The following is a 15336-nucleotide window of genomic DNA, read 5'->3' as shown; positions in this document are numbered from 1 at the left end:
CCGCCATGAAGGTCACCGTGGACGAAGCCAAGTGCTGCGGCGCCGGCACCTGCGTCATGCTCGCCCCGGACGTGTTCGACCAGCGGGACGACGACGGCATCGTCGTCCTGCTCGACGAGCACCCCGCCGAAGCGCTGCACGGAGTTGTCCGCGAGGCGGCGAGCGTGTGCCCGGGCGTCGCGATCTCGGTCGGCGAGGAGGGGTGATCGGCGAGGTCCTGGTCGTCGGCGCCTCGGCCGCCGGGCTCGCGACCGTGGAAGCCCTGCGCCGCAAGGGGTACGCGGGCCGGGTCACCGTGCTGGGCGCCGAGCCGCACCTGCCGTACGACCGGCCACCGCTGTCCAAGCAGGTCCTCGGCGGCAGCTGGACGCCCGAGCGAACGCAGCTGCGCACGGCTGCCGCACTGTCCGCATTGGACATCCAGTTCGTGCTCGGCGACCCGGCGGTGCGGCTGGACGCTGCCGCGCGGACCGTCCACACCGCCGCCGGGCGGACCCTGACCGCGGACGCGGTCGTGCTCGCCACCGGGCTGCGGCCGCGCACCCTGCCCGGGCAGGACGGCCTCGACGGCGTCCACGTGCTCCGCACCCTCGACGACGCGCTAGCCCTGCGCGCGGACCTCGCGCCGGGCATGCGGGTCGTGGTCGTCGGGGACGGCGTGCTCGGCGCGGAGATCGCCGCCACCGTGTGCGCCGCCGGCGTTCCGGTCACCCTGGCCGGCCCCCAGCCCGCGCCACTGGCCTACCAGCTCGGCCCCTTGGCGGCCGGGCTGCTCGCCGAGCTGCACGCGAGCCGGGGCGTCGAGCTGCGGCTCGGCTCCGCGGTCACCGGCCTGGCCGCGGAGGACGGCCGGGTCGCCGGCGTACGGCTGGCGACCGGCGAGGTCCTGCCCGCCGACGTCGTCGTGGTCGCCTTCGGAGCGGCGCCGGCGACGGAGTGGCTGGCGGGCAGCGGCGTGCTTTGCGACAACGGCGTCGTGTGCGACTCCCGCTGCCGGGCGGCGGAGGCGATCTACGCGGCCGGCGACGTCGCCCGCTGGCACCACGAAGGCTTCGACGCGCTGCTGCGGCTGGAAAACCGGACCAACGCCACCGAGCAGGCGGCCGCCGTCGCCGGGAACATCCTCGGCGAAGACCGCCCGTACACCCCGGTGCCGTACTTCTGGACCAACCAGTTCGACGCGCGGATCCACGTGCACGGCACGTTGTCCGCGGACGCCGATGTGTCCGTTGTGGAGGGTGACTCGCGCGAAGGCCGGTTCGTGGCCGAATACCGCGAGAACGGCCGCGTGACCGGGGTGCTGGGCTGGAACATGCCCAAGCAGGCCCGGCTTCACTCCACGGTGACGGACTTGGCCAGGTTGCGCGGCTTGTCGATGTCGTAGCCCAGGGTCAGCGCCGCGTGGTAGGCGAGCAGCTGCAGCGGGATGGTCAGCAGGATCGGGTCGAGCTCCGGCTCGGTCCTGGGCACCACGATCCGCGGGACGTCGAGTTCGCCGAAGTCGACGTCCGCGTGGGTCACCGCCAGCACCGCGCCGCCGCGGGCCTTGATCTGCTGGACCGCGGCCAGGTTGCGCTCGGTCAGCTCGTCGGACGGCACGACGGCGACCGTCGGGAGCGACTCGTCGATCAGGGCGAGCGGGCCGTGCTTGAGCTCGGACGTCTGGTACGCCTCGGCGTGGCGGTAGGAGATCTCCTTGAACTTCTGTGCGCCTTCGCGGGCCACCGGGTAGCCGCGGACGCGGCCGACGAAGAACAGGCTCTTCGCGGCGGCGACGGTCTTCGCGTGCTCGGCGATCTCGGGCTCGAAGTCCAGGATGGACTTGATCTGGCCCGGCAGCGCGCGGATGGCGTCGATGATCCGCTGACCGTCCGCGTTGGACAGGTCGCGCACCCGGCCGAGCGCCAGCGCGATCAGCGCGAACCCGACGGCCATGTTGGTCAGCGCCTTGGTCGAGGCGACCGCGATCTCCGGGCCGGCGTGCAGGTAGACGCCGCCTTCGCAGGCGCGGGCGATCGTCGAGCCGACGACGTTGACCAGGCCGACCACCCGGCCGCCCTTGCGCTTGATCTCTTCGACGGCGAAGGCGGTGTCGATCGTCTCGCCGGACTGGCTCACCGCGATGTAGAGCGTGTCGGCCTCGATGATCGGGTTGCGGTAGCGGAACTCCGACGCGGCTTCGGCGTCGGCCGGGATCCGGGCGAGCTCTTCGATCATCGTCGCGCCGATCTGGCCGACGTAGTAGGCGGAGCCGCAGCCGAGGATCTTCACCCGGGCGAATCCCCGCAGCTCCCGCGGGGTCAGGTTGAGCCCGTCCAGGCGGGCGACGCCGAACCGGTCGTCGAGGCGGCCGCGGATGATCCGCTCGACGGACTCCGGCTGCTCCTGGATCTCCTTGGCCATGTAGTGCGGGTAGCCGCCCAGGTCGAGGTCCTCGGCGTCGATGTCGATCTCGGTGGCGGGCTTGGTGGTGTCGCTCTCGTCGACGGTGAAGGTGCGGTAGCCGGTGGCGAAGACGGTCGCGAACTCGCCGTCGTCGAGGTGCGCGACCTGTGAGGTGTGCCGCACCAGCGCGGCGAGGTCGCTGGCGACGAACATCTCCCGCTCGCCGACGCCGATGATCAGCGGAGAGCCGTTGCGCGCGATGACCAGCCGGTCCGGGTGCGCGCTGTCGGTGACGGCGATCGCGTACGTGCCGGTGACCCGCGAGACCGCCTCGACGACGGCGTCTTCGAGGGTTTCGGCGCCCGAGCGCGCGATCAGGTGGGCGAGGACCTCGGTGTCGGTCTCGGAGGTGAGGGTGACGCCGGCGTCGGCGAGCTGGGCGCGCAACGCGTCGGCGTTGTCGATGATGCCGTTGTGGACCACGGAGATCCGGCCGTCTTCCGACGTGTGCGGGTGGGCGTTGGCCTCCGACGCGGGTCCGTGCGTGGCCCAGCGCGTGTGCCCGATGCCCGCCTTGCCGGCGAGTCGTTTCGGCAGCGCGGCGGCGAGGTTGCGGACCCGGCCGACGACGCGGTGGACCTGCGGGGCGCCTTTCGCGCCGAGGACGGCGATGCCCGCGGAGTCGTAGCCGCGGTACTCGAGCCGGGTCAGGCCCTCGATCAGGATGGGGGCGGCGTTCTGGCCGCCGATGTAGCCGACGATCCCGCACATGGGGTGACCTCTTCCTAGCCGTAGACGATGCGGCGCAGCTGCCGCGCGGAAAGGACGGGCGGGGCCACCAGCCGCCCGCGGAGCTCGGCGGCGATCAGGGGGAAGATCTCGGGGTTCTTCCGGCCCTGTGCCTGCAGCTCGGCGTGCCGGCGGCGCACGTAGTCCTCGGTGGGAGTCCGGTAGAAGGCCAGGACGTCGTCGACCACCCGGGCGGCTACCCGGGGCGGCAGCCCGGTGGACGCGGCCACGCGCTCGACGATGTCGGTGTCCTCCACGCGGGCCATCATGCCCTGCGGGTACGCCGAGTCCCAAATTCTTGCCCGGAATCGGGCAAGTTCTACTTGGTTGGACAGTTTCCGCGCTCCGAACTCGCGTGATCGGACCCGGAACTCGCGTGATCGGACCCGGAACTCGCGTGATCGGGGCCGGAACTCGCGTGATCAGCGGCGGAACCCGGTCGGCCGGGCTTCGACCAGCGGAAGCCGCACCGTCGCGTGCGGGAGCACGCCCAGCTCGGCCAACGCGGCCTTGGCGTTCGCCGCGCCCGTGCCGGAGCCCGTGATCGAGTCCGTCACCGGGAGCAGGCCGTCGTTGATCGCCCGCGCCTGCGCGAGGTCGCCGTCGCGGACCGCGCGGATCAGGTCGGCCGTGCGGCGGGCCGCCACGTTCGCCACCACGCTGACCAGGCCCGCCGCGCCGCAGGCGAGGTACGGCAGGTTGAGCTCGTCGATGCCGCAGTAGTACGCCAGTGACGTCCGGGACATGACCGTCATCGCCTCGGCCAGGTCGCCCTTGGCGTCCTTCACCGCCCGGATCCGGGGATGCCCGGCCAGTTCGACCAGCGTCGACGGCGCCAGCGCGACGCCGGTGCGCGCGGGGACGTCGTAGAGCATCACCGGCAGCTCGGTGGCGTCCGCCACGGCCAGGCAGTGGGCGAGCACGCCGGCCTGCGTCGGCCGGGAGTAGTAGGGACAGACGAGCAGTAGGGCGTCGGCACCGGCCAGCTCGGCCGCACGGGCGCGGCGGAGGCTCGCGGCCGTGTCGTACGTGCCGACGCCGGCGATCACCCGCGCCCGGCCCGCCACCTGCGTCGCCACGGCGCGCACCAGGTCCGCGGCTTCGGCGTCGGACAGGGTCGGCGACTCGCCGGTGGTCCCGCCGACGACCAGGCCGTCGCAGCCCGTGGCCAGCAGGTGCTCGACGAGCCGGGTGCGGCCGGGTTCGCTGAGCGCGCCGCCGGGCGCCATGGGGGTCACCATCGCGACGAGGTTGGTGCCGAATTCGGTCATGCCCTGACCGTGCCGGGCGTGACTGCCCTGGTCCAGCGATGCTTTTTTGGCAGTATTGCGTAGCCTGGCTTGATGATCGAGGTGGGTGCGCTGCGGGCGTTGCGCTCGGTGGCGGCGCTCGGCACGCTGGCCCGGGCGGCCGAGGAGCTCGGGTTCACCGCGTCGGCGGTGTCGCAGCAGATCAAGCGGCTGGAACGGCAGGTCGGCGTCCCGGTGCTGGCGCCGGCCGGCCGCGGGGTGGTGCTGACCCCGGCCGGTCAGGCGATCGTCGACTCGGCGCCGGAGGTGTTCCAGGCGCTGGAGCGGTGCGCCGAAGCGGCCCAGTCGGTGTCGGCGGGCGCGCCGCGCGGCACGCTCCGGGTGGTGGCGTTCTCGACGGCGATCCGCGGCCTGCTCGCGCCGGTCGTTCCCCGGCTGGCGTACCCGGAGCTGCGGCTGGAGCTCACCGAGCAGGACCCCGGCGAGGCGCTGCGCAGCGTCGCCGCGGGAACGGCCGACTTCGCGCTCGTCCACGACGCCGACGGGCTGCTGCCCGCGCCCCTGCCGTCGTCGCTGGTGCGGCGGTGGGTGCACACGGACGTCGGCGACGTCGTGCTGAGCCGTACGCACCCGCTGGCCGGGCTCGGCACACCGCTGGACGAGGTGGCGCTGGCCGGGCACGCGTGGGTGACCAGCCCGCCGGGAACGGTGTGCCACCAGTGGTTCCGGCGGTTGTTCGCCGACGAGCCCGACGTGCGCCACCGGGTCGACGACTTCGCGACGCAGCTGTCGCTGGTGGCCTCGGGCCAGGTGGTGGCCCTGATCCCGCGCCTCGCCCGCCCGCCGCTGGGGGAGCACCTGATCGCGCGGCCGTTGCGGCGGCCGCCGAAGCGGGAGGTCCACGCGGTGTGGCGGCGCAGTGCCGAGGCGAGCCCGGCGATCCGGGCCGTGCTGGCCGAGCTGGGAGCAGCCGGCGTCAGCCTCTGAAGGCGTCTTCGGCGCTCGGGTAGGTCGGGAAGAAGCCCGCCAGCCCGATCAGCCCGAAGGTGCGGCTCAGCCGGGCCGGGACGGCCGCCAGCGCGATGCCCGCCCCGGCCGCCTCCGCGACGTTGCGGGCCGCGATCAGCGCGGAAATCCCGCTGGAGTCGCAGAACGTCACCGCGCCCAGGTCCACCACCAGCAGGTGCCCGTCCGCCAGGACGGCCTCGGCCACGCCGGCGCGGAGCTGCGGGGCGGAAGCCACGTCGAGCTCCCCGGCGACGGTCACCACCGCGCCGGTCCCGATGGTGCGGGTGGTGACGGAAAACGGGGTGCCGGTCAAGGTCGATCGCCTCCGGGAAGCGGGATGCTCAACGCCAGCAGGGCCGTGTCGTCGTCGACGCCGTCGCCGAAGCCGGCGAGCAGGCCGGTGACCGCCGCGACCACCGCGGGCGCCGTCGTCGGGGCCAGGCCGGTCAGGTGCGCCCGCAGCTGCTCTTCGCTGTAGCGGACGCGACCCTGCGTGCGGGCTTCGGTCAGCCCGTCGGTGTACAGCAGCAGGGTGTCGCCCGGGGCCAGGAAGACGTCCTCGGTGGCGAAGCGGGCGCGGGGCAGCGCCCCCACCAGCTGGCCACCCGGGACGGGCAGGAACGCGGACGTGCCGTCGGCGCGGATCAGCAGCGCGGGCGGGTGGCCGCCGGTGGCCAGGGTGACCGCCGCGCCGCCGTCGCCGGGCCGGATGCGGCCCAGGATGACCGTGCAGTAGCGCGGGTCCGCGCCGCGGTATTCGTGGTGCAGCACCGTGTTGAGGCGGCCCAGCACGGAGGCCGGGTCCGGGTCGTGCACGGCGGCGGCGCGCAGCGTGTAGCGCGCCAGTGACGTCACCACGGCCGCGGCGGCGCCCTTCCCCGAGACGTCACCGAGGAAGAACCCCCACGTGTCGCCGGTCAGCGGGAACAGGTCGTAGAAGTCGCCGCCGACCTCGTCGGCCGACGCGGGGTGGTAGTAGGCCGCGACCTGCACGCCGGGCACCTCGGCCAGCGCGGGCGGCAGCAGGGTCTGCTGCAGCGTCCGCGCGAGCCGCTGCACCCGGTCGCGTTCGCGCTCGGCTTCTTCCCGCGCCCGCAGCAGTTCCTGCTCGTAGGCGCGCCGGTCTCGCGCGTCGAAGATCGTGGTGCGGATCAGTTGCGGCTGCCCGTCGGTGCCGGTCTTGACCGTCGAGGTCACCAGCACCGGCAACCGGCTCCCGTCCGCGGCCTTCAGCTCGAAGGCGACGCCGCCGAGCTCGCCCTGCATGCGCAGGAGCGGCGCGAAGTGCGTCTCGTGGTAGATCCGGCCGCCGACGGTGAGCAGATCGGCGAACCGGCGCCGTCCGACGACGTCTTCGCGGGCGTGGCCGAGCCAGCCGAGCAGCGTCGTGTTGATCTTCGCGATCGTGCCGTCCAGCAGCGTCGAGAGGTATCCGCAGGGAGCGTGCTCGTAGAGGTCTTCGACGCTGTCCTCCAGCAGGGCCGAGAACTCCGGCGCGGCGCTCTCCTGACCACCCGGGCCGGGGTGGTCTTCGCACATCACGGCCCGCTCACGAACGCCGTGATCGCCGCGGCCGTCGCCTCCGGGGCGCTCAGCTGCGGGCAGTGCCCGGTCGCGGCCAGCGTGACCAGGGTGCTGCCGTCGATCTGCTCGTGGGTGAACCGCCCGACCTCGGGCGGCGCGATGGCGTCGTTCGCGCACTCGAGCACCAGCGTCGGCACGGTGACCTTCGCCAGATCGGCTCGGTTGTCGGAGAGGAACGTCACGCGCGCGAAGACGCGCGCGATCGCGGGATCGGTGCGGCAGAAGCTGTTCGTCAGCTCCTCGCCCAGCTCCGGGCGGTCCGGGTTGCCCATGATCACCGGCGCCATCGTCGCCGACCAGCCGAGGTAGTTGGCGTCGAGCGCGGCCAGCAGCTCGTCGATGTCGGCCCGGCTGAACCCGCCGCGGTAGCCGTCTTCGTCGAGGTAGCACGGCGACGGCGTGAGCAGCACGAGCTTGGCGAACCGGTCCGGTTCCCGGTTGGCGGCCAGCACCGCGATCATCGCGCTGACCGAGTGGCCGACCAGCACGACGTCCGCCAGGTCCAGTTCGCGGCAGAGGGCCAGGACGTCGTCGGCGTAGCCGTCGAGGCTGCCGTAGCGCTCGGGGGTCCAGGCGGACCGGTCCGAACGCCCGGCACCGGTGTGGTCGAACAGCACGACCCGGTAGCGGCCGGCGAGCTCCGGGACGAGCAGGCGCCACAGGTTCTGGTCGCAGCCGAAGCCGTGCGCGAGCAGGAGGGTGGGCCCGTCTTCCCGGCCGGTGACGGTCACGTTGTTCCTGGCGCGCATGCTCACCGCGCACATCCTGCCACCGACCCCGCGGCCACGCGGGCTGAGCGGGGCGGGCTCAGCGGCGCCGCTGGGCGAAGCCGTCGAGCAGGCAGTCGAGGCCGAGCTCGAAGCGGGAATCCGCGGTCAGCTCCGGCATGTCCGGGAGCCACGCGGCGAGCGAGTCGTCGGCCATTTCGGCCGCGTACGCCTGCAGGTCGTCCGCCGAGCCGATGGCGAACCGCTCGAGCATCACCAGTTCCCGGCTGACGCTCATCGCCGTGCCGGTGACGTAGTTGTCCAGAAGGGAGGCGTAGGTGACGGCGGGCGTCAGGCCCGCGCCGTCGAGGACGCTCAGCAGGAAGGCGGCCCGGCGGAGTGTCCGGGGGCCGAACGGCGGCCGGCCGTCGACGAGCTCGGCGTACCAGCGGTGCCTGCCGATCATCGCCCACAGGCTGGTCGCGAGCCCGCGCAGGTCGGCGCGCCAATCCGCGCCGGGGGCGGGGGGCACCGAGACCTCGGCCGACACCTCGTCGAGCATCAGGTCGACGAGGCCGTCCTTGTTCAGGACGTACCGGTACAGCGACATCGGCGTCGACACGCCCAGCGCGTCGGCCACCGCCCGCATGGTCAACGCGGCGACCCCGCCGGTGTCGGCGACCTCGATGGCCGTGCGCACGACCGCGGCGCGGGTGAGCGCGTTCTTCCGGCCCGGGGGCTCCGGGTGGTGCCAGATCAAGGGGGGTGGCATGCCCGGAGTGTACAGCGTACATTCAAGTGTACGTCGTACATTCCGAGGAGGGCGCATGCGGCTCAGGGGGATCAACTACGACACCGGCTTCGGCGGCGCCGTCGGGGACCGGTCGCGCCGGGGGTTCGAGCCCGCGGTCGTGCGGCGGGAACTGGAGATCATCGCCGCGGACCTGCACTGCGACGCGGTCCGCATCAGCGGCGACGACCCGGACCGCCTCGTCGTGGCCGCGCACGCCGCCGTCGACGCCGGGCTGCGGGTGTGGTTTTCGCCGTTCCCGATGGACCTCGCCCCGCCGCAGCTGACGCCCTACTTCGCGGACTGCGCCCGCCGGGCGGAGGAGATCCGGGCGCGCGACCCGGAAACCGTGCTCGTGCTCGGCTGCGAGATGTCGCTGTTCTGCACCGGCTTCGTGCCCGGCGCCTTCCTGTTCGACCGGCTGCGCAACGCGGCGGATCCCGAGGCCTGGGCCGGGTTCACCCACGAGTGGGACTTCGGCACCGTGCTGGGGGACCTCGCCGCGGCCGCGCGGCGGCACTTCGGCGGCAAGCTCACCTACGCGGCCGGGCACTGGGAAGAGATCGACTGGGCGGGCTTCGACTTCGCCTCCGTCAACCTGTACCGCTCGGCGGACAACGCGGCCGACTTCGCCCGGCACGTCCGGGACCACCTGGGCCACGGGAAGCCGCTGGTCGTCACGGAATTCGGCTGCTGCACCCACCGGGGCGCGGCCGACGCGGGCGGGACGGGGTGGACGATCGTCGACTTCGAGTCCGACCCGCGCGAGCTGAACGGCGACTACGTCCGCGACGAAGCCGGCCAGGCGGCGTACTTCACCGAGCTGATGGACGTCTTCGAGGCCGAAGGGGTGCACGGCGCGTTCTGGTTCACCTTCGCCGGCTACGAATGCCCCGCCCGTCCCGGGCCGCGGCGCGACCTCGACCTGGCGAGCTACGGCGTCGTCAAGGTCCTCGACGGACAGAGCGGGACGGCGTACCCGGGTTTGGCGTGGGAGCCGAAGGAGGTCTTCCGCACCCTCGCGGCCCGGTTCAGCCGTTGAGCGCTTCGTCCCGGGTGCCCGCGACGGCCAGCGCCTCGTGCAGGCCGGTCAGCCGGAGGGTGCGGTTGACCACGCCGGCTTCGGGGGCGACCACCCGGACCCGGGTGCCGGTGCCTGCCTCGCGGCGCGCCTCGAGCAGGGCCGTGATGCCGATGGAGGCGAGGAAGGACACTTCGGACAGATCGATCACCAGCAGGTCCGGCGCGCCGGCGAGGGCGCTGGTGATGCCTTCGCCGAGCAGGGAGGCACTGAGCAGGTCGACCTCGCCCGCCACCGCCAGCACGACCGCGCCGCCGGAGTGGTGGGCCATCACGCGCAGGAGGTCCTGAGGCCGGACCTGGTGGCCGTCAGCGGTCACGCTCACCCCTGGTCTGCATGCTGGGTTCCCTTCTCCGGTCCACGCCGGATGGGTGATACCCCGGCGCTCCGGCGGCGAAACATCCGGAAACGACCCGATCGGGTCACCGGGCGGTGGTGCCCCCGAGCGGCATCGCGGGCAGGCCGAGCTTGCGGTGGTCCCACGACCGCGTCCGGTCGACGTCGAGGCGGACGGCGACCCGCTTGGTGAGCATGAACTCGACCATCGGCCGGACCTCTTCGCTGTACGGGCCGTTGTACCGCTCCCAGAGGTTGACGCCGACGGCCCACAGCGCGTCCGGGTCGTCGACGATCGTGGCCCGGCCTTCGAGGGCGACCCCGCGCAGCGCGTCGTAGGTGTCGCCGGTTTCGACCATCACGGTGACGCGGGGGTCGCGGCGCAGGTTGGTGGCCTTCTGCGACTTGGCCTTGGTTTCGAACCACAGCACGCCGTCGAGCACGGCGTACCACATCGCGACCAGGTGCGGCTGGCCCGACGGGCCGAGGGTGGCGAGGGTCGCGACGCGTTGCTCGTCGAGGAACCGGCCGACCTCGTCCGCGGACATGACGACCTGCGCGCGCTGCTTCACCCGTGCTCCTCCGTGAGACAGTCCGAACTGCGGCTGTGCCTCGGAGTGAACCGGAAGCCCTGGCCGTCCGCAAGGACGCGGCGGAGAAAGGCTCCGCGCCGGTCAGGTCAGGGGCTTGGCCCGGTAGCGCCTGATCCGGTCGGCGAGCCGTCGCACCTCCGCGTCGCCCGGGTGCCGGGCGAGCAGGCGCTCCAGCGGGGCCAGCCGGTCCTTCGGGCGGACCGAGCTCACCTGACCCGCCAGGTCGACCGCTTCCCCGCCGACCCGGGTGGCCTCCTCGAAATCGCCGCGGAGCGCGTGGTTCTGGGCCAGCATGATCAGCGTCAACGACCGGCTGCGGGCCATGTCGGCGCCGTAGCGGTCCGCCGCTTCGGTCAGCCGGGTGACGGCTTCGCCGCTGTGCCGGGCCGCCACCGCGGTGGCCAGTTCGGTCAGGACGGTGCCGCGCATCGCCGCCATGTCCGTCTCGCGGAAGAACGCCTCCCACGGCCTCGGCTCCGGCCACGACCCCGCTTCCGTGAACGCCGCTTCGGCCTCCGCCAGCCGGGTCAGCGCGGCGCGTTCGTCGCCGCCCATCGCGAACGCCCACGCCTCGTTCGCCGCGAGGATCGCCAGTGCCCGGCGGGAATCCGAACGCCGCGCGGCCACCCGGCCGCGGGCGAACTCGGCCAGCGCGCCGTCGACGTCGTGGCGGTGCAGGTGCACGCGGCCGAGCCGGTAGCGGATGTTCGCCACCAGGCTGTCGTTGCCCGCTTCCGCCGCGATTTCGAGCGCGCGCTCGAACCGGCGGCGCGCCTGCTCGTCGCGGCCGGTGTCGAATTCGGTCCAGCCGAGCAGGTTGTGCACGTCGGCCACCACCGTGTGCAGCCTGCCCCGCAACGGATCCGGGACCGTGCCCCAGTGCAGCAGCAGGCTCGCCGTCTTGACCACCCGGACGGCGTCCCGGCAGAACCCGCCGCCCTGCCGGTAGTCCAGCGCCCGCAAGGTCCCGACGGCCGCTTCCAGCTGCGCGACGTCGGTGTCTTCGATGCTGATCGGAAGCGGAAAACCGTCACCCGTCGTCGTCACCATGACCTCACCTCGCGCAGCGTGCACGCACGTATGGTCCGTTGCCGGCGCAGGGGAGGTACCCAGGACGGCCCCGGTGGAAACCGGTGGCCCTGAGTAAGCGCTTTCTCCCTGATCGGTCGAACGGCTGCCCCCGTTCGACCGAGCCGAAAGTTTCGCGCGCTCCCGCGGCATCTCCGCTGGTTGACGGGCCGCCGCGCGCGGTTCTACCGTGCTTGGGCCGGTCCAAGACCGCGGGCTCGTCGAACGACCTCGACCACTCGATCGAAGGAGATCGGATGACCGTGTCCCGCACTGCCCGTCTCGCCACGGTGGCCCTGGCCCTGGTGACCATCGCCCGGCCCGTCCCGGCGGCGTCGGCCGCCGGCTCCCTCAGCGTGCTGGGCGCGGACGTCTCGACCGCCCAGCGGGCGCTCGACCTCGGCGCGAAGTACACCGACGCCGCCGGGGTGGCGCGCGACCCCCTCGACATCCTCAAGGCGGCCGGGGTCAACTACGTGCGCCTGCGCGTGTGGACCAACCCGCGCAGCGGCTACAACAACAAGGCCAAGGTGCTGCAGTACGCCCGCGCGGTGAAGGCCAGGGGGCTCCGGCTCCTGGTCGACTTCCACTACTCCGACACGTGGGCCGATCCCGGCACGCAGACCAAGCCCGCCGCCTGGGCGTCACACCCCATCGGCCGGCTGCAGACCGACGTGTACGACCACACCTACGACGTCTGCTCGGGGCTCAAAGCCCAGGGCACGACGCCGGACAGCGTGCAGATCGGCAACGAGATCAACGTCGGCATGCTGTGGAACGACGGGAAAGTCGTCGGCAACGACTTCACGAACCTCGGCCTGCTGCTCAAGGCCGGCTACAACGCGACCAAGGCCTGCAACAGCGGCACCCAGGTGGTCGTCCACACCGCCGACGCCGACAGCGACGCCCACGCCCGCTGGTTCTACGACGGCATCCGTGCGCAAGGCGTCCCGTGGGACATCACCGGCCTGTCCTACTACTGCTACTGGCACGGCACGACGGCGAACCTGGCCGGCGTGGTGTCCGACGTGCGGTCGCGGTACGGCAAGCCGGTGGTCCTCGCCGAAACGGCGTACCCGTACACGACGGCCGACGACGACAGCACGCCGAACGTCATCTCGGCCGCGCAGCCGTGCGCCGGGTACCCGGCCACCCCGGCCGGGCAGGCGGCGAACTTCACCGCGGTCCAGGACACCGCCCGCGCGGCCGGCGCGATCGGCGTCTTCTACTGGGAACCCACCTGGTACGCGGTGAACGGCAACGGCTGGGACCCGGCCGACATCGCCGGCTCGGGCAACGGCTGGGAGAACCAGGCCGTCTTCGACCGCTCCGGCCGGGTCAACCCGCAGGTTCGCTGGCGCGCCTGAGCGAATCGGAGAAACCGCTTTCCCAACCAGAGGTGCGCCAACCCGTGGCCGACGGCGTTCACGCTCGACGGCACCGGCGCGGCAGGCCGGCCCACCATCCACTGAGGACGATCCAGGAGCGGAGCAACCATGCGTGACTTCGGCAGGCGGCTCGTGGTGGCCGCGGCGGGTGTGCTGGCGGCGGGACTGGTGCCCGCCCCGGCCACCGGCGCGGTCACCCCGGTCGCGGCGCAGGTCGACAAGCTGAACCGCGGGGTGGTCAGCGTCCACACGGCACAGGGCAACACGGTGGGCTGGCGGCTGCTGGCCGACGACCCGGCCGGGGTGGCGTTCAACGTCTACCGCGACGGCACCCGGGTGACCGCGAGCCCGGTCAGCGGGCCGACGAGCTTCGTGGACGCGGGCGCGCCCGCGGGGGCCCGGTACACCGTGCGGGCGGTGTCCGGCGGCGTCGAGCGGATGCCGGTTTTCACCGAGGCGGACTCGATGACCTTGACCAGCGGTGCCGCCGCGAACACCCGGGACGTGCCGATCCAGCCGCCCGCCGGGGGCACCACCCCGGCGGGCGAGAGCTACACCTACACCGCGAACGACGCCAGCGCCGGTGACCTGGACGGCGACGGCCAGTACGAGCTGGTGCTGAAGTGGGATCCGACCAACGCCAAGGACAACTCGCAGTCCGGGTACACCGGGAACGTCTACGTCGACGCCTACCGGCTCGACGGCACCCGCCTTTGGCGGATCGACCTCGGCCGCAACATCCGGGCCGGCGCGCACTACACGCAGTTCCAGGTCTTCGACTACGACGGCGACGGCAAGGCCGAGGTCGCGATGAAGACCGCGGACGGCACCCGGTCGGGCACCGGCCAGGTGATCGGCAACGCGAGCGCCGACTACCGCAACTCGAGCGGGTACGTCCTGTCCGGGCCCGAGTTCCTCACCGTGTTCGGCGGGGCGACCGGTGCCGCGGTGTCCACGGTGAACTACGACCCGCCGCGCGGCACGGTGTCCTCGTGGGGTGACAGCTACGGCAACCGGGTGGACCGCTTCCTGGCCGGCACGGCCTACCTCGACGGCTCCCACCCGAGCCTGATCATGAGCCGCGGCTACTACACGCGCACGGTGATCGCGGCCTGGGACTTCCGCGGCGGCGCGCTGACCGAGCGCTGGAAGTTCGACTCGAACTCGGCCGGCGCCCAGTACACCGGCCAGGGCAACCACCAGCTGGCCATCGCGGACGCCGACGGCGACGGCCGCGACGAGATCGTCTTCGGGGCCATGGCGATCGACGACACCGGCCGTCCACTGTGGAACAGCGGGACCGGCCACGGCGACGCCATGCACGTCGGCGACCTGATCCCGGGCCGGCCCGGGCTGGAGGAGTTCAAGGTGGACGAGGACAAGACCAAACCGGCCGCCTGGATGGCCGACGCGAGAACCGGGCAGATCATCTGGCAGAACGCCTCCTGCAACTGCGACAACGGGCGCGGGGTCTCGGACGACGTCTACGCCGGCAGTCCCGGCGCCGAGTCGTGGTCGTCCGCGGTGTCCGGGCTGCTGAACACCGGCGGCCAGAACATCGGGCGCAAGCCGTCGTCGACGAACTTCGTCATCTGGTGGGACGGCGACGCCCAGCGCGAGCTGCTGGACGGCACGCACATCGACAAGTACGGCACCGGCGGCGACACCCGGCTGCTGACCGCCGCCGGTGTGCACGCGAACAACGGCACCAAGAGCACGCCGTCGCTGCAGGCCGACCTGTTCGGCGACTGGCGCGAGGAGGTCGTCTGGCCGACGTCGGACGACCGGGCGCTGCGGATCTTCTCCACCACGGACCCGACGAGCATTTCGCACGTGTCGCTGATGCAGGACCGGCAGTACCGCGAGGCGGTGGCCTGGCAGAACACCGCCTACAACCAGCCGCCGCACCCGAGTTTCGCGCTGGCGGGGTGACGGGTAACCGGCCGGCACCACGAGACGGGAGGCGGCCATGGCGATCAGGCTCGGCAGCACGGTGATCAACTGCACCGACCTCGACGCCATGACCCGCTTCTGGAGCGCGGCACTGGGCCTGGAGCCGACGACGTCCGAGGAGGACGGCTTCCGCCTGCTGCGCGGCCGGTACGTCAACCTGTCGCTGCAGCGGTCCTCGACGCCGGTGTCCACGCGCGACCAGATGCACCTGGACCTCTACGCCGACGACCAGCGGCAGGAGGTCGACCGGCTGATCGGCCTCGGCGCGCGGTTCGTGCGACACGTCGACGACGACCCGGTCGACGACTGGGTCGTCCTGGCCGACCCGGAGGACAACCTGTTCTGCGTCTGCGTGAAACCGGCGGACGAGGTCCGCGACCCCGGAGCGGGCCCGGCGGCGTAGT

General features: G+C 72.7%; 17 protein-coding genes. 7 read left to right on the top strand and 10 right to left on the bottom strand.

Annotated elements, in window-relative coordinates; all coding sequences use genetic code 11:
* The first annotated feature begins 5 nt into the window (after nucleotides 1–5).
* Both ACWEGE_RS33265 and ACWEGE_RS33260 read left to right on the top strand, forming a co-directional pair.
* On the top strand, nucleotides 6–206 hold the full coding sequence (locus tag ACWEGE_RS33265; RefSeq protein WP_449664424.1) for a ferredoxin: 201 nt from the start codon (nucleotides 6–8) through the stop codon (nucleotides 204–206).
* The gene (locus ACWEGE_RS33260; protein ID WP_449664423.1) at nucleotides 203–1384 is read left to right on the top strand and encodes an NAD(P)/FAD-dependent oxidoreductase; all 1182 of its coding nucleotides are present in this window, start codon (nucleotides 203–205) and stop codon (nucleotides 1382–1384) included. The genes ACWEGE_RS33265 and ACWEGE_RS33260 overlap by 4 nt, the downstream gene beginning before the upstream one ends.
* On the opposite strand, the gene glmS is transcribed toward ACWEGE_RS33260, so the two are convergent.
* The 3 genes from glmS to dapA form a co-directional block, all read right to left on the bottom strand.
* Entirely contained in the window at nucleotides 1333–3156 is a 1824-nt protein-coding gene (gene glmS / locus ACWEGE_RS33255) for a glutamine--fructose-6-phosphate transaminase (isomerizing) (RefSeq protein WP_449664422.1), read from the bottom strand. The two genes, ACWEGE_RS33260 and glmS, sit on opposite strands and share 52 nt — an antisense overlap.
* A gap of 14 nt (nucleotides 3157–3170) precedes the next feature.
* A complete protein-coding gene (locus ACWEGE_RS33250) occupies nucleotides 3171–3443 on the bottom strand; it encodes a hypothetical protein (protein WP_449664421.1) in 273 nt (90 codons plus the stop codon).
* 153 nt (nucleotides 3444–3596) lie between these two features.
* The gene (dapA, locus tag ACWEGE_RS33245; protein ID WP_449664420.1) at nucleotides 3597–4445 is read right to left on the bottom strand and encodes a 4-hydroxy-tetrahydrodipicolinate synthase; all 849 of its coding nucleotides are present in this window, start codon (nucleotides 4443–4445) and stop codon (nucleotides 3597–3599) included.
* Between the two features lie 72 nt (nucleotides 4446–4517).
* On the opposite strand from dapA, the gene ACWEGE_RS33240 reads away from it, so the two are divergent.
* Nucleotides 4518–5411 (top strand): LysR family transcriptional regulator, encoded by an 894-nt coding sequence (locus tag ACWEGE_RS33240; protein ID WP_449664419.1) that lies wholly within the window; start codon nucleotides 4518–4520, stop codon nucleotides 5409–5411.
* On the opposite strand, the gene ACWEGE_RS33235 is transcribed toward ACWEGE_RS33240, so the two are convergent.
* From ACWEGE_RS33235 to ACWEGE_RS33220, 4 genes are read right to left on the bottom strand one after another with little or no spacing between them, the layout of a single operon-like run.
* Nucleotides 5401–5745 (bottom strand): STAS domain-containing protein, encoded by a 345-nt coding sequence (locus ACWEGE_RS33235; RefSeq protein WP_449664418.1) that lies wholly within the window; start codon nucleotides 5743–5745, stop codon nucleotides 5401–5403. The genes ACWEGE_RS33240 and ACWEGE_RS33235 overlap by 11 nt on opposite strands.
* A complete protein-coding gene (locus ACWEGE_RS33230) occupies nucleotides 5742–6971 on the bottom strand; it encodes a SpoIIE family protein phosphatase (protein ID WP_449664417.1) in 1230 nt (409 codons plus the stop codon). Before ACWEGE_RS33230 ends, ACWEGE_RS33235 begins: the two co-directional genes overlap by 4 nt.
* Nucleotides 6971–7771: an alpha/beta fold hydrolase gene (locus tag ACWEGE_RS33225; protein WP_449664416.1), complete on the bottom strand. Its 801-nt coding sequence runs from the start codon at nucleotides 7769–7771 to the stop codon at nucleotides 6971–6973. The genes ACWEGE_RS33230 and ACWEGE_RS33225 overlap by 1 nt, the downstream gene beginning before the upstream one ends.
* A 52-nt stretch (nucleotides 7772–7823) precedes the next feature.
* The gene (locus ACWEGE_RS33220) at nucleotides 7824–8495 is read right to left on the bottom strand and encodes a TetR/AcrR family transcriptional regulator (protein WP_449664415.1); all 672 of its coding nucleotides are present in this window, start codon (nucleotides 8493–8495) and stop codon (nucleotides 7824–7826) included.
* 55 nt (nucleotides 8496–8550) lie between these two features.
* Between ACWEGE_RS33220 and ACWEGE_RS33215 the strand changes: the two genes are divergently transcribed.
* Nucleotides 8551–9555: a hypothetical protein gene (locus tag ACWEGE_RS33215; protein WP_449664414.1), complete on the top strand. Its 1005-nt coding sequence runs from the start codon at nucleotides 8551–8553 to the stop codon at nucleotides 9553–9555.
* Here the strand turns inward: ACWEGE_RS33215 and ACWEGE_RS33210 are convergent.
* The 3 genes from ACWEGE_RS33210 to ACWEGE_RS33200 form a co-directional block, all read right to left on the bottom strand.
* Nucleotides 9545–9919 carry an STAS domain-containing protein gene (locus ACWEGE_RS33210; RefSeq protein ID WP_449664413.1) on the bottom strand — a complete coding sequence of 125 codons (375 nt, stop codon included), beginning with the start codon at nucleotides 9917–9919 and terminating at the stop codon, nucleotides 9545–9547. The two genes, ACWEGE_RS33215 and ACWEGE_RS33210, sit on opposite strands and share 11 nt — an antisense overlap.
* 97 nt (nucleotides 9920–10016) lie before the next feature.
* A complete protein-coding gene (locus ACWEGE_RS33205) occupies nucleotides 10017–10502 on the bottom strand; it encodes a pyridoxamine 5'-phosphate oxidase family protein (protein ID WP_449664412.1) in 486 nt (161 codons plus the stop codon).
* A gap of 102 nt (nucleotides 10503–10604) precedes the next feature.
* Nucleotides 10605–11573 carry a tetratricopeptide repeat protein gene (locus ACWEGE_RS33200; RefSeq protein WP_449664411.1) on the bottom strand — a complete coding sequence of 323 codons (969 nt, stop codon included), beginning with the start codon at nucleotides 11571–11573 and terminating at the stop codon, nucleotides 10605–10607.
* Between the two features lie 275 nt (nucleotides 11574–11848).
* On the opposite strand from ACWEGE_RS33200, the gene ACWEGE_RS33195 reads away from it, so the two are divergent.
* The 3 genes from ACWEGE_RS33195 to ACWEGE_RS33185 all read left to right on the top strand — a co-directional run bounded on the left by ACWEGE_RS33195 (nucleotide 11849) and on the right by ACWEGE_RS33185 (nucleotide 15335).
* Entirely contained in the window at nucleotides 11849–12958 is a 1110-nt protein-coding gene (locus ACWEGE_RS33195; RefSeq protein ID WP_449664410.1) for a glycoside hydrolase family 53 protein, read from the top strand.
* Between the two features lie 129 nt (nucleotides 12959–13087).
* Nucleotides 13088–14911, top strand: coding sequence for a rhamnogalacturonan lyase (locus ACWEGE_RS33190; protein WP_449664409.1), 1824 nt, complete (start codon nucleotides 13088–13090; stop codon nucleotides 14909–14911).
* A gap of 37 nt (nucleotides 14912–14948) precedes the next feature.
* Nucleotides 14949–15335: a VOC family protein gene (locus ACWEGE_RS33185; RefSeq protein ID WP_449664408.1), complete on the top strand. Its 387-nt coding sequence runs from the start codon at nucleotides 14949–14951 to the stop codon at nucleotides 15333–15335.
* Nucleotide 15336 lies beyond the last annotated feature (1 nt).

The organism is Amycolatopsis sp. NPDC004747 (genome assembly GCF_053601335.1).
This window is presented reverse-complemented; position numbering and strand designations above follow the sequence as displayed.

What these genes read in the sequence shown, in the direction of transcription:
- ACWEGE_RS33200 (WP_449664411.1), bottom strand. Translation starts at nt 11,573, where the DNA reads ATGGTGACGACGACGGGTGACGGTTTTCCGCTTCCGATCAGCATCGAA.
- ACWEGE_RS33190 (WP_449664409.1), top strand. Translation starts at nt 13,088, where the DNA reads ATGCGTGACTTCGGCAGGCGGCTCGTGGTGGCCGCGGCGGGTGTGCTG.
- ACWEGE_RS33185 (WP_449664408.1), top strand. Translation starts at nt 14,949, where the DNA reads ATGGCGATCAGGCTCGGCAGCACGGTGATCAACTGCACCGACCTCGAC.
- glmS (WP_449664422.1), bottom strand. Translation starts at nt 3,156, where the DNA reads ATGTGCGGGATCGTCGGCTACATCGGCGGCCAGAACGCCGCCCCCATC.
- dapA (WP_449664420.1), bottom strand. Translation starts at nt 4,445, where the DNA reads ATGACCGAATTCGGCACCAACCTCGTCGCGATGGTGACCCCCATGGCG.
- ACWEGE_RS33195 (WP_449664410.1), top strand. Translation starts at nt 11,849, where the DNA reads ATGACCGTGTCCCGCACTGCCCGTCTCGCCACGGTGGCCCTGGCCCTG.
- ACWEGE_RS33220 (WP_449664415.1), bottom strand. Translation starts at nt 8,495, where the DNA reads ATGCCACCCCCCTTGATCTGGCACCACCCGGAGCCCCCGGGCCGGAAG.
- ACWEGE_RS33215 (WP_449664414.1), top strand. Translation starts at nt 8,551, where the DNA reads ATGCGGCTCAGGGGGATCAACTACGACACCGGCTTCGGCGGCGCCGTC.
- ACWEGE_RS33240 (WP_449664419.1), top strand. Translation starts at nt 4,518, where the DNA reads ATGATCGAGGTGGGTGCGCTGCGGGCGTTGCGCTCGGTGGCGGCGCTC.
- ACWEGE_RS33265 (WP_449664424.1), top strand. Translation starts at nt 6, where the DNA reads ATGAAGGTCACCGTGGACGAAGCCAAGTGCTGCGGCGCCGGCACCTGC.
- ACWEGE_RS33230 (WP_449664417.1), bottom strand. Translation starts at nt 6,971, where the DNA reads ATGTGCGAAGACCACCCCGGCCCGGGTGGTCAGGAGAGCGCCGCGCCG.
- ACWEGE_RS33250 (WP_449664421.1), bottom strand. Translation starts at nt 3,443, where the DNA reads ATGATGGCCCGCGTGGAGGACACCGACATCGTCGAGCGCGTGGCCGCG.